Annotated in this window: 10 protein-coding genes; 6 read left to right on the top strand and 4 right to left on the bottom strand. The window is 71.0% G+C overall.

Annotated elements, in window-relative coordinates:
• Nucleotides 1–132 precede the first annotated feature (132 nt).
• Together AC08ON_RS02125 and AC08ON_RS02120 are read left to right on the top strand one after the other, a co-directional pair.
• On the top strand, nucleotides 133–1,542 hold the full coding sequence (locus tag AC08ON_RS02125) for an acyl-CoA carboxylase subunit beta (protein WP_476606438.1): 1,410 nt from the start codon (nucleotides 133–135) through the stop codon (nucleotides 1,540–1,542).
• A gap of 118 nt (nucleotides 1,543–1,660) precedes the next feature.
• Nucleotides 1,661–2,980 carry an MFS transporter gene (locus AC08ON_RS02120; RefSeq protein WP_476606437.1) on the top strand — a complete coding sequence of 440 codons (1,320 nt, stop codon included), beginning with the start codon at nucleotides 1,661–1,663 and terminating at the stop codon, nucleotides 2,978–2,980.
• On the opposite strand, the gene AC08ON_RS02115 is transcribed toward AC08ON_RS02120, so the two are convergent.
• Both AC08ON_RS02115 and AC08ON_RS02110 read right to left on the bottom strand, forming a co-directional pair.
• Complete coding sequence (locus AC08ON_RS02115; protein WP_476606436.1) at nucleotides 2,940–5,423, bottom strand: AAA family ATPase; 2,484 nt, start codon at nucleotides 5,421–5,423, stop codon at nucleotides 2,940–2,942. The two genes, AC08ON_RS02120 and AC08ON_RS02115, sit on opposite strands and share 41 nt — an antisense overlap.
• Nucleotides 5,424–5,425: 2 nt before the next feature.
• A complete protein-coding gene (locus tag AC08ON_RS02110; RefSeq protein ID WP_476606435.1) occupies nucleotides 5,426–6,145 on the bottom strand; it encodes a hypothetical protein in 720 nt (239 codons plus the stop codon).
• A gap of 506 nt (nucleotides 6,146–6,651) precedes the next feature.
• Here AC08ON_RS02110 and AC08ON_RS02105 point away from each other — a divergent pair.
• Nucleotides 6,652–7,074 (top strand): hypothetical protein, encoded by a 423-nt coding sequence (locus AC08ON_RS02105; protein ID WP_476606434.1) that lies wholly within the window; start codon nucleotides 6,652–6,654, stop codon nucleotides 7,072–7,074.
• On the opposite strand, the gene AC08ON_RS02100 is transcribed toward AC08ON_RS02105, so the two are convergent.
• Both AC08ON_RS02100 and moaA read right to left on the bottom strand, forming a co-directional pair.
• Nucleotides 7,038–8,198 (bottom strand): NTP transferase domain-containing protein, encoded by a 1,161-nt coding sequence (locus AC08ON_RS02100; protein WP_476606433.1) that lies wholly within the window; start codon nucleotides 8,196–8,198, stop codon nucleotides 7,038–7,040. The genes AC08ON_RS02105 and AC08ON_RS02100 overlap by 37 nt on opposite strands.
• A complete protein-coding gene (moaA, locus tag AC08ON_RS02095; RefSeq protein WP_476606432.1) occupies nucleotides 8,195–9,181 on the bottom strand; it encodes a GTP 3',8-cyclase MoaA in 987 nt (328 codons plus the stop codon). Before moaA ends, AC08ON_RS02100 begins: the two co-directional genes overlap by 4 nt.
• A gap of 284 nt (nucleotides 9,182–9,465) precedes the next feature.
• Between moaA and ppgK the strand changes: the two genes are divergently transcribed.
• The 3 genes from ppgK (at nucleotide 9,466) to AC08ON_RS02080 (ending at nucleotide 12,683) form a co-directional block, all read left to right on the top strand.
• Nucleotides 9,466–10,302 (top strand): polyphosphate--glucose phosphotransferase, encoded by an 837-nt coding sequence (gene ppgK / locus AC08ON_RS02090; protein WP_476606431.1) that lies wholly within the window; start codon nucleotides 9,466–9,468, stop codon nucleotides 10,300–10,302.
• Nucleotides 10,303–10,566: 264 nt separating this feature from the next.
• A complete protein-coding gene (gene sepH, locus AC08ON_RS02085; RefSeq protein ID WP_476616357.1) occupies nucleotides 10,567–12,324 on the top strand; it encodes a septation protein SepH in 1,758 nt (585 codons plus the stop codon).
• A gap of 158 nt (nucleotides 12,325–12,482) precedes the next feature.
• Nucleotides 12,483–12,683, top strand: coding sequence for a DUF7455 domain-containing protein (locus AC08ON_RS02080; RefSeq protein ID WP_011437872.1), 201 nt, complete (start codon nucleotides 12,483–12,485; stop codon nucleotides 12,681–12,683).
• Nucleotides 12,684–12,841 lie beyond the last annotated feature (158 nt).

Here is a 12,841-nt window from a genome sequence, read left to right as displayed (position 1 = left end):
CACCGCCCGCCGTTTCGGCGAGCGTCATGGTCGCCGGACCGAGTGCCCAGCGGAAGCCGGCGCATACCACAGGTGGTCGCGTATCGGCCTCCTGCGAAGCAGTCCGACGCCGCTCAGGCAAGGAGACGCACGGTGAGTCTGTCCACGATCGACCGAGTCGACCCCCGCACACCTCAGGCTCGGCTCGCCCGGTTTTTCGATCCAGACACCCTGTCGCTGTTCGCGGTCGGCGACCCGTCCGGAGTCGTTGCCGGGCAAGGGCTTGTCGGCGGGAACGAGGTTGTCGCCTTCGCGACAGATCCGACGGTACAGGGTGGCGCGATGGGGCGCGACGGCTGTGCCCGCATCGTTCATGCCATCGAGTCCGCCGTCCGGATGAACTGCCCGGTCGTCGGGATCTGGCACTCGGGAGGCGCCCGGCTTCAGGAGGGTGTCGCCTCGCTTGACGGAGTCGGCCGGATCTTCGCCGCCACGGTGCGGGCCTCCGGTCGGATCCCGCAGCTCTCGCTCGTGCTCGGGGCCGCCGCCGGCGGAGCCGCCTACGGGCCAGCCCTGACCGACATCGTCATCATGGGCCCAGGGGCGAAGGTGTTCGTCACCGGCCCGGACGTGGTGCGTTCGGTGACCGGTGAGGAATGCACCGCCGACAGCCTGGGTGGGCCGGACGTGCACTCCAGGCGCAGCGGCGTCGTGCACGTGACCTGCGACTCCGAGGACGAGGCCGTCGAGCGGACCCGGGCGGTCGCGGTGCTGCTGGCCGATCAGCGCGACATCGGCCCCGTCACCGGACGCGAGCTCGGGGAACTGCTGCCCGACAATCCTCGGCGGGCCTACGACGTGCGCCCGCTCGTGAAGGCGGTGCTCGACGACGAGGACGAGGCCGTCGAGCTCCACCCGAGGTGGGCGCCGAACATCGTGACGGTGCTGGGACGCCTCGGCGGACGTACCATCGGGGTGGTCGCGAACAACCCGCTGCGCCGTGGTGGATGCCTCGACGCGACCTCGGCCGAGAAGGCCTCCCGGTTCGTCCGGATGTGCGACTCCTTCGGTGTTCCGTTGGTCGTGCTCGTTGACGTGCCCGGTTACCTGCCGGGTGTGGGCCAGGAATGGGAAGGCGTGGTCCGGCGGGGAGCGAAGCTGCTCTACGCATTCTCCGAATGCACCGTGCCGCGCGTCACCGTCGTGACCCGCAAGGCGTACGGCGGAGCGTACATCGCGATGAACGCCAGCAGCCTGGGCGCGACCGCCGTGTATGCCTGGCCGACCGCCCAGGTCGCCGTCATGGGCGCCGAGGCCGCCGTCGGCATTCTGCACCGTCGCAAGCTCGCCGAGGTTCCGGCCCAGCGCCGCCCCAGCGTCCTGGCGGAGCTGACCGAGGAGCACATCCGCACCGTCGGTGGCATCGACCGCGCCGTGGAACTCGGCGTCGTCGACGCGGTCGTCACCCCCGCCGCCACCCGGGGCGCGGTTGCCTCCGCCCTCGCCGACGCGCTGACCCGTTCCCGCACCGACAAGAACGTGCACGGCAACATCCCCCTGTAACATCCGGATCCCTGTTATCAGAGCCATTCTGTTACGAGAGTCCACCCTGGAGGAAAATGTTTACCTGATGCGAAATAACGATCTGCCGGCCGGCGTTGCCCTCCCTGGAGGTGCACGTATGACCCTGCAGATGGAGAAGGTAGCCGGTTCGGCATCGAAGGCGCCCGGTGGCACGTTCGCTGCCCTGCGGGTGCCGAACTTCCGGCTCTTCCTCGGCGGCCAGATCGTTTCACTCTGCGGGACATGGATGCAGACCATCGCCCTCGGCTGGCTGGTCCTCTCGCTCGGCGCCTCCGGCACGGCGCTCGGCCTGGTCACCGCCGCCCAGTTCCTGCCGGTGCTGTTCTTCGGGCCCTACGGCGGTCTGCTCGCCGACCGGACGGACCGGCGCCGCCTGCTGATCTGCACGCAGGTGGGCTCCGGACTCGCCGCGCTGGCGCTGGGCATCCTCGACCTCACCGGTACGGCCCAACTCTGGATGGTCGGGGTGGCCGCCGCGCTCATCGGCCTGTGCAACGCCGTTGACAACCCGGCCCGGCAGAGCTTCGTCCAGGAGATGGTCGGGCCGGAGCACCTTCCGAACGCGGTCACCCTGAACTCGGTCGCGATAAACGCGGCGCGCATCGTCGGCCCGGCGATCGCCGGCGTCGTCATCGTGCTCGCGGGCACCGCCGGCTGTTTCCTCATCAACGCGGCCTCCTTCGGCGCGGTCCTGTTCGCCCTGCACCGCATGGACATCTCAGCGCTGTACGATCATCCGCCGATACACCGGGCGCCGGGGCAGCTGCGGGCCGGCTTCGCCTACGTGCGCCGCACGCCGGCGCTGCGCGTACCGTTGGTCATGATGGTGATGATCGGCACGCTGTCCTACGAGTTCCAGGTCGTGCTGCCGCTCCTGGCCCGGGAGACCTTCGGGGGCACCGCGGCCACGTACAGCCTGATGACCTCGGCCATGGGGGCGGGCGCGGTCGTCGGCGGCCTGCTGGTCGCCCGCCGCCGGATTGGGCCCCGGGCACTGAGCCTGACCGCGATGACCTTCGGTGTCATCCTGCTGCTCGCCGCCGCCGCGCCGACGCTGCCGCTCGAGATCGCGACGATGGTGCTGCTGGGCGCGACGAGCGTCGCCTTCATCTCGACCGGGAACGCCACGGTCCAGCTCGCGGCCGACCCGGCGATGCGTGGGCGGGTGATGGCGCTGTGGTCGGTCGCGTTCCTCGGCACAACGCCGGTCGGCGGCCCGATCGCCGGCTGGGTCGCCCAGGCCTTCGGCGCGCGCGCCGGGTTGCTCCTGGCCGCGGGTGCGGCCATCGGCGCGGCGTTGTACGCCTTCGGCTCCCTTCGGGCCACGGCCGTGAAAGACATGGCCGTGAAAGGCATGCGCCCGGACCCGGGTCGGCTCAGTCCGATCCGGCCGCGGGTGCCGCCTCGGCAGGGCTGACGGCCGCCCGGCCGAGGTCGGGGAGCGTGTGCAGCTCATGGGTCTGCCCGCGATGAGCCTGGACCGCGTTGGAGTGATAGCTCTCGGCGACAGCAAGGAAGTCGGGCTCGTGGTAACGGCGGCCGTCGACGGTGGGGCCCAGGTACCCCTCCATGATGGCCTCCACATCCTCACCGGTGATCGTCTTGTGGGTCTCCAGCGCGTGGGTGAGGGCCAGGATCTCCCGCCGGTTCGCGGCGAGCACCTCCTCGGTACGGGCATAGAGCTCCCGAAGTTTGCCCTCGACCTGCTCGCCGAACGGCCGGTCGGCGTCGATGGAGGCGTTACCCATCTCCTGTTCCAGCATGGACAGGCGCGAGGCCAGGGTCTCCCCCATCGCCGCCGAGGAGATGAAGTTGGCCACGAGCAGGGTCGCGCTGCGCAGGTCGCCGCCGACACCGACGGTGTTGTCCCCCTCGAAGAACATCCGTTCGCCGACGAGCGAGGCGAGGGAGACCATCACCTGCACCTCGATCTCGGACTTCCACATGAACATGCGGTCCTCGACCGCGACGTGCGCCACGAACCCGCCGACGCCACCGCGGCGTTCGATGGTGGCGAGGTCGATCACCCGCCCACGCTGCATCCGGTAGGCGACGACGGCGTGGCACGCCTCGTGCAGGGCGATGCTGTGCCGTTCCCGGTCGATGTGCTCGTGGTCGTCGGCGAGGCCGTATTCCTTGATCACCCTGGCCCGGAGCATGTCCTGCCAGGTGATGACCTCCCGGCCGTCCTTCACCGCCTGGACCAGGGCCTCGTTGACGGTGTCCTTGATGGTCGCCCCGGTGGCCTCCGGGCTCATGATGGCCAGCCGGTCGATCTGATCCGGCGTGAGCTCGTGGCGCACCTTCGACAGATAGCCCTCGAAGGTGCGGATCCGGCCCTCCTTGCTGGGATAGCCCACCTTGTACTGCCGGTCGATGCGGCCGGGGCGCAGCAGCGCCTCGTCAAGCGACTGCGGCATGTTCGTCGCCATCATGACGAGGATGCGGTATTTGGGCGGTGGCTTGGGCCGCATGCCCAACGTCCGGCGCACCACCCGGTTGAGGAAGCCCCGCGGCTTCTTCAGGCCGGACATCTCGGTGAGCAGCGCCTGCAGGGTGCCGTCGAAACCGCCGCCGCCCCCGCCCATCACGAACTGCTCACGGGTGATCTCCGCGCGGGCCGCCTCGCTCAGGTAGGACAGGCCGTTGCACAGGTCCCCCGGACCGCCCTCGCCCACCGATCCGGGCCGGCCGGCGAACCGGCGGCCGGCGCCGGTCGGGAACGCACTCGCCGAGACCCGTCCTGCCGGGGCCGCGCTCACCGGGACGAATGCGGGCGACCCGGAACGGGCGAACCACGACCGGGCACCGGTTCCGGCCCCGCGGCCGAATCCCCCGGCGAGCTGACCCCGGCTCCCCAGCGTGTCGGCCTCGTCAAAGAAGACGATCACCCCGCCATAACGCAGGGAGAGCTTGCGCAGCTTGCGGAACAGCGATTTCACCTTGAGGATGCCGACCCCGATGAACATCGCTTGGAAGGCGCCCGGGTCGACGAACACGAAGGGCTTCCCGGTCTCTCCCGCGACCGCCTCGGCGATGAGGGTCTTGCCGGTGCCCGGCGGCCCCCAGAGCAGGATACCGCCGGGAACATGACCACCCCGGCTCTCGATCTCCTCCGGCCGCTCCAGGTAGAAAACGTTCTCCTTCACCCGGCTGACAACGTGGTCCTGCCCCCACACGTCGGCGAAGCGGGTAGTGATGTCCTCGGGGAAGTAGACGTCGACGCCGCCCTTGGACAGGAACCAGAACATCACGACGAACTGGCCGACGACGAGGGTCATGAGCAGGACGATCTGCAGGACCGCCGGGATGGCCTTCCAGACGGCGCCGGGGACGTTCACCATCGCGTCGAAGACCGAGGTATCGGCCAGGCGGGCGTAGACGAACAGGGCGAGCGCGGCCCCGACGATCCACTTCAGCGCACGGCTGACCCGGTACCGGTTCCAGTCGTTGAGCCGCAGCAACCGACGCTCGGCCTGCCCGAAGACCCGATCGGTCCAGAAGACGTAGTAGCCCGACCACCGTTCGCCCAGGAACATGTGGAGCTGGTGCACCAGTTCCACGCCCAGCAGGGCCAGGATCCACCAGCTGTTCCTGGCCTGGATGCGGATCGAGTCAGCCCACATCATCAACGGGTTGCCGGACACGTCGGCCGCCACGACGAAGACGAAGACCGCCCCGAGCAGGAGCAGGAACTTCACCCGGTCCCAGAAGGCGAGGGGACGGCGGCGTGGCTTGCCGGCGGTCGCGCTCGCCGGCTTCGCATCCGTGCCACCGGGGTCGGGACCAGCCAGACCGGTGGCATTCGGCTTCGGGTCCCCGCCGTCGGCGGTCCCACCTGCCTGGTCTCTCACGCCCATGACTACTGACCTCGGTCCGTCGGCTCGATCGTGAAGGACTTGGCGACATCGCCGATCTGCTGACCATGCGTGGCGTAACACAACGACGAACACGCGAGGATCAGCTGGTAGAGCACTCGCTGCCCGTTGTCGAGCAGGCTCGTCTGGTCAATGGTGACCAGCCCGGCCTGGGTCTGCACCTGGTAAATGAGGTGCACCCCGTGCACACCATCCTTCTTGTGCACAACCTCGTCCGCGAGTAGCAGGAAGTTCGGCGTCAGCCGCGCACCGTAGGGGTTCTGCCGCACGGCCTGCTCCTGCGCGGCCACCGCGTCGTCGACGGAGAGGACGAAGTTGCGCAGATCGTTGGTGGAGACCGCGTTGGCCTCCTCCGGGAGCAGGTGGCGAACCTGGACGAACCCCTTCGGCTGCGTTGCGTCCGGCACAAGGAGCCGGGTGTTGTCGAACCGCTGGGCCGCGTCGATGCCGACGACCCATTCCCGCGACATGAGACCGCGCAGCATCTCGGGGCTGACATTGCGGGCGTCGATCCCGAAAAGCGCAGGTCCGGGCATCTCCTGGTGATTCCACCCGGTCGGGACACGCACAAACGCGCCGTCCTTCTTGTTGGTTACGTATTCGTAACTCGGTGAGCCGCAGGCAGCGGCGGCGAGGAACACCGAGACGATTACGCCGAGCAGCAGCAGGGTGCCAGGGGCGGACTTTCGGCGCGGACGTGTCATCCGACGTCGAGCCTCCACGGCGAACCTCCAGCTTCGCGAGGTTGAACACATGGTGCGGCGCCGGGCCATGGTCCTTTGCTTTCCTTCGAAAAGTGTGACTCAGGACGGGGTCGACCTACGCAACCTTCGCCAAAAAGAGAGGAAGTACATACCCTCCGCTGTCGGATGCTCCGGGTGCCCGACGCCACTCCGGCACGCCGAACCCCGATTCGGTGACCACGGGAGTCAAGGCAATCACAATAAGTCATAATCTGCCTGTGGGGCAACACGAACGCCAACCTGGAGGTGGACGCCGCTGCCCGGGCCTCGGATCGGCGTGTGCGGCATACCCCGATCCCCCCGTGGTCGAACCAACGTCCCCGGGCATACCGCACGCCTCCTCCAGATCGGGCACCGGGCCGGGCCCCGGGCCGGGCGAAACGCCATCCCGGGTGAGGCACCGTGGCCGCACTCGGGCGGTGCGGCCACGGTCGGGCCGAACGCGGCATCCCAGGCACACTGTCGGTATGGCCCACTATCGGCATGGTCGTAAGGTTCCCGCGCTTCGTCCCGCGCGGCGGCACCTCATCGGCGGACTGACGGTGGTCGCGGTGTTCGTCCTGGTGGGGCTGGCCGCCTGGAACCCGATCGCGGCCCTGCCAGCACTCGCCGCGATCATCATACTCGGTGTGATCGACTGGGTCGTCGTGACGGCCTCCCCCACCTCCGGAGACCTGCCCTCCGGACCTGCCGCGTTCACCGGGGACGAACCCGGCTGGGAGGGCGGGATGGACACACCGACGCAGGTGCTGCCGCGACTGACCTTCGGATACGCGCGGGCGTCGGCGCGTGGCGAGGAGTACGCGGAGCCGGACCAGGACGCGGTGCGCACCATGGCGATCGACATGCGCGGCTACCTCGACGAGGCGGGTCCGGGCCGGATGGGCTGAGCGGGTCCGGTCCCCGCCCGCGCCAGGAGGCCAAGCACGGCCGACGTCGCCGCGCGCGCCGCCGCGGCCTCCCGCTCACCATCCGTACCCCCCTCGCCTCCGCCCTCCTCACCGTGGGCACCGCCCGCGTTCCGGCCGGCGGCCAGACCAACCAGGAACGCGGTGAGTGGCGCCGCGGGACGCGCGACCCCGTGGGCGACGTCGCGCGCGAGATCGAGAACAGCGCCCACGTCGATCCGTGCCGCGTCGAGGCCGAGCTCGGCGCAGACGTCCGACACCCACTGCGCCAGGACGTCCCGCTCCAGGAGGTTCTTGTCCCGAACGTTCTTGTCCCGAACGTTGCCGGCACCCGAGCCGACGGCCGCGGCGGGCGGCGGGCGATGACGTCCGGCCTCCGGGGGCGGCGGATCCGCCGAAGCCCGATGATCGGACCGCGACTGGTGATCAGGCTGCTGGTCATCGGCGGAGGTCATAGGTCCATCGTGCCGGGCCGGGCCACGCTCCCCCACCGCGGCCCAGCTGCGGGCCCGCGCCACATCCGCCGGTTCGTCGCAGTCGAGGCAGGTCCGGGCGGGCGCCCGGACCGCGGTCACCGGACGGTCTGCGAACAGGCCGCGCACCGGGCGCCCGATCGGATCGGCGGGTAGCGCCGCCCACAGCGAGGCCGTCCGCCACACCGCGGCCAGAAACTGCCGGCGACCGTCCGGGTCGACCAGCAGCGCGGCCTGCGCCGCGGGGTCCGCGACCCCACGGCGCAGCAGCGCGATCTCCCGGCCGGTCAGGAACGGCAGGTCGGCGGCGAGGACGGCGACGAACGGTGTGGTGATCTCGACAAGGCCGGCGGCGATCGCCGCGACCGGTCCCCCGCCGGGCGGATCCTCCCGACACCAGCGCACCCGACCAGGCGGAATCGGAGCGACGGCCAGGTCACGCCGGGGACCGACGATGACCACCCGTTCGGCGTCCAACACCGCGGACAGCACCCGCTCGAGCAGGGTGGAACCGCCGACCATCACCGCCGGCTTGTCCCGGCCGCCGAGCCGGCGCGCCCCACCCCCGGCCAGCACCAGGGCACTCCAACCCGCGGGGACACCGGCATGCGACCCGGACCTGGCCACCGTCATCCGCCGATCGCGGACATCGGCCGGTCCGGCTGCCGAAAGGTCGGTTCGTCGATGCCGTGCCCCGCCTTCTTGCCCCGCACGGCCGCCCGCCACAGAGCCGCGAGCCGCTCGTCGTCCGCGCCGGCACGCATGGGGGTCCGCAGATCGCTCTCCCGCCGGGCGAACAGACAGTCACGCACCTGGCCGTCAGCGGTCAGCCGGACCCGGTCACAGGCCGCGCAGAACGGCGCCGACACCGAGGCGATCACCCCCACCCGCCCGGGCCCACCGTTCACCTCGAACAACTCGGCGGGCGCACTGCCGCGGCCCGGCAGCGGCGTGAGGGTGAACTCCGCCCGCAGGCAGGCAAGGATCTCGCCGGCCGTCACCATCGTGTCCCGACGCCACGCATGCTGCGCATCCAGCGGCATCTGCTCGATGAACCGCAGCTCGTAGCCCTCCCGCAGACACCAGCGCAGTAACCGGGGGGCTTCGTCGTCGTTGACGCCCCGAACGAGGACGCTGTTGACCTTGACCGGGGTGAGCCCGCTCGCGGCGGCGGCGGACAGTTCTGCCAGCACGTCACCGAGCCGCTCCCGGCGGGTGATCCGGACGAACCGGTCCGCGTCCAGCGTGTCCAGGGAGACGTTGATCCGGTCCAGACCGGCGGCCCGCAGCGGGCCCGCCAGGCGGGCCAGGATCAGACCATTCGTGGTGACGGACAGTTCGGGCCGCGGCCGCAGGGCCGCGAGCCGCGCCACCAGCTCCACCAGACCCGGACGCAGCGTGGGCTCACCGCCGGTGAGGCGAATCTCGGTCACGCCGAGCCGCCCAACCGCGACGCCAACCAGCCGGACTACCTCGTCGTCGGTCAGCATCCGCTCACCAGGAAGCCACGCGAGTCCCTCGGCCGGCATGCAATAGGTACACCGGAGGTTGCAGCGGTCCGTCAACGACACCCGCAGGTCCGTCGCGATGCGACCATGGGTGTCAGTGAGGCTCATTCCTCCAGGGTAAGAGCCGTTCGTCTGAGTCGCGGCTCGTCCCGAGTCGGGCCACGCGGCGGCGGACTCACCGGCGGGACGCGATCGGGACGGAGGGGCCACGACGTGGGCAGTCGGACCGTGGCCGCCCCGATCGCCTGCGAGACTACAACTCGTGCGGTCGACGGACGTCCGCGGTCACTGGGCGGCGGTTCGGCCCACGGCACCGCGGCGGCACCGGCGGCGGGGTCGGCGAGGTCGGCAGGGTCGGCGAGGTCAGAACATCGGTAGGGGAGGGCTCGGCGATGCAGGTCTTCGGGGTTGACGTCGGCGGAAGCGGAATCAAGGGCGCTCCGGTCAACGTCGAGGACGGGTCGCTGGCTGCGCCCAGGTTCCGGCTGGCGACTCCGCAGCCGGCCGAGCCCACCGCGGTGGCCGCGACCGTGGCGGAGGTGGTTGGCCGCTTCGGCTGGTCGGGACCGGTGGGAGCCACCCTGCCCGCAGTGGTCAAGAACGGGATGGCGCTCACGGCGGCGAACATCGCCCCGTCCTGGATCGGCACCGACGTGGTGTCCCTGTTCGCCGAGGCGCTGGGCGGGTCGGCCGCCGCCACGGGCCCGGTGGACATCACCGTGATGAACGACGCGGACGCGGCGGGCATCGCCGAGATGACCTTCGGCGCCGGACGCGACACCACCGGCCTGGTCGTCGTGACGACGTTCGGAACCGGGATCGGTACCGCGCTGTTCCTCCACGGCCAGCTCGTGCCCAACACCGAACTCGGCCACTTGGAGATCTCCGGGCACGACGCGGAGACCAGGGCGTCCGATGCGGCCCGGGAACGCGAGGGCCTCTCCTGGGAGAAGTGGGCCAAGCGGGTGACCAGGTACCTCAACACCATCGAGGCGCTGCTCTGGCCCGACCTCATCATCATCGGTGGTGGGGTGAGCAAGAGAGCGGACAAATATCTCGACCAGCTCGAGGTGCGTACCCGAGTGATCCCCGCGCAACTCCAGAACGAGGCGGGCATCGTCGGCGCCGCCATCTCCGGCCTGGTCGACCAGAACCGGCCCCGACCGGCTGCCCGGCCCGCCCGCCGCCGAGGTCCCGCGACCCGCCCCCCGGGCGGCAGGCGACCATAATCCACCGGTCGCGAGTCCACTCGTCCCGGATCCGGACGTTCCGGGACTGCCCGAACAGGCCCAACACGGTCAGACTGTGCGTGTCGCCCGCCGCCACGCCCGCGACCGACGCCATCGATGGCAGGCTGTCAGCTACCGGGACGCACAGGCCGAAGGCGGGTTGACGCATCATGCTGACATCCGCTCCCATGCGCGTCCGGCGCAACGGTCCGCCCGCCGCGGCACGGCGACAAGCGGTACGGCTTCGACGGAGGAGGAGGCGCCATGCGCGAGCTGCGGGCGGTCGCACTCAGCGAGGACGGCGGCTACCTCGTGCTCACCGACGCGAACGGCAGGACGGACGGCGAGCAGTTCCGGGTGCCCGTGGACGACCGGCTGCGCGCGGCCCTGCGCGGTGTGCGTCGCAGCGAGGCGCGTACCGAGAGCGCGCTCACCCCACGGGAGATCCAGGCCAGGCTGCGCGCCGGGGAGACCGCGGCGGAGGTGGCCAGGGCCGCCGGGATCCCGGTGGAACGGGTGGAGCGCTATGAGGGTCCTGTCCTCGCCGAACGTGCCAGGGTCGTGCAGGAGGCGCGGGCCGCGCTGCTCCCCAAGGATCCGGGGGGCGTGCCGGGACGGCCGTTGGGCGAGGTCGTCGACGCGCGGCTGATGGGAGCCCAGGACAATCCGGCCGCGGCGCAGTGGGACGCGTGGCGCCGCGTCGACGGCATCTGGCTCGTCCAGCTCACCTCGGAAAGCCGCTGCGCCCGCTGGACGTGGGATCCGGTGGTGCGCCGGGTGCGCCCACATGACGACGCGGCCCGCACTCTTGTGGCGCCGGAGACGGCGGAGCAGCCGGCGCCGATGCCCGCACCGTCATCCATACCATCATCGTCGGCGGCGCTGCGGGCGGCGGGGCCAGCGCTCACTCTTGTGCACGACCAGGCCACCCCGGCCACTCCGGTCGCTCCGGCCACCCCGGCCACCCCGGTCCAGCCGATGGTCGCCGCGATGGCGGAATCGGGCCTGCCGCCGGGAACACCGGCCCCGCAGCACAGCCTCCCCGAGCGGCAGTACCCTCCGCCCGCGGCCCTGCCCTCCCACCCGGCCGCGTCGTATCCCGGGGACACCGCATATCCCGGGGACACCGCGGGCGGTGGGCGACCCGGGGCACCCGGGTCGCCCACCCGTCCGGAGACGATCCAGGCGGCCGAACCGCAACCCGTGGTCGCGGACACCCGATCCGCGGACACCCGATCCGTGACCCCCTGGTCCGTACCTGCCCGGTCCGCAGACCCAGCGGCCCCGGGAGACCCGCGCTCGGTGGAGCGGAAGGCCACCCGGGCCGAGGAAGCCGAGTCCCTGGATCGTCCCGTCCGGCCCGAACCGATCCGCGGCGAGGTCGCTCGCCGGACGGCCGCGACGGGGCGAGGCGTTCCCGGCAGCCGCCCCAGGGTGGGGTCCGTGTCCGGGACCGGACGATCAGGAGTGCATTCCCGGGCGGCCGTCGCGCCGGCCGGTCCGCAGCCCGTGACATCCGCCACGTCTCCCACCGGGGCAGCCGCCAAGCTGCCGGTCCCGGGCTCGGCGCAGGTGCCTCCCGTCGCCGGCGGGGAGCGGGGCGGGACAGCCGCCGCGGCCCCGGCCGGACCGGAGCCGTCGGCCCCAGAGGCCGGTACGGCAGCGCGATCCGCTCCCGCCGAACCGGCCGCGCTAGCGGGCACCGATGCCGCCGCAGCCGCCGCAGCCGCCGTGACCTCGGCACCAGCCGCCCGAGCCGCCGGATCCGGCACAGGTTCCACGCCCGGGGCGCGCCGCACGGCAGCCCGGCGGGAAGCCCCCGCCAAGGCTCCCTCCGCGCGGACGGAGGATGCGCCGGACGGGACCGACGAGACGACCGTAGACACATCGAGCGCCTCCGCTGCGTCACGGGCACGCCCGAGTAACACCGCCCGTGGGAACGAACGTCCGGCAGGCGGTCGACGCGGACGCAAGTCAGTGCCAGCATGGGACGACATCGTCTTCGGTGCCCGACGTCCCTGATCAGACGACCGGGCGCCCGAGACGGGTACCCGTCCGTGGTATGGAGGACCACGGACACCACGCCGCTCTGGATGCAACGACGCCACGAGAGCCGGCTGTGAGTAAACCGTCACATGGTCAGTTGGAACATCTGACCGCCTAACACAGTTGGAGTAGATGTGACAGGGACTATCACGAAGCCGACGCTGACCAATCTTGATCGTTGCGACCGGTGCGGTGCCCAGGCCTACGTGCGGGTCGTGCTGCCCGGGGGCGGCGATCTCCTGTTCTGCCGGCACCACGCGAAGTCGCACGACTCGAAGCTGCGTGAGATGGCTGTTGAGTATCACGACGAGACCGACAAACTCAGCGTGTCCTGAACTCGGCCGCCCAGGCACCCCGAAGGGGCACATCACGATCTAGCGATGTGTCCCTTTTGGTGCATCCAGGATCCCTGACCACTTCCCTCGCTGCTGACCGGCGGCCCATCCGTTACTCCGGGCGGCCTCCGCCGCAGTCATCCACTCCGTTCCCGGGT

Source organism: Frankia sp. CoWAU3, assembly GCF_977971855.1.
The sequence above is the reverse complement of the archived record's forward strand: the minus strand, read 5'-3'. Positions and strand labels throughout refer to the sequence as shown.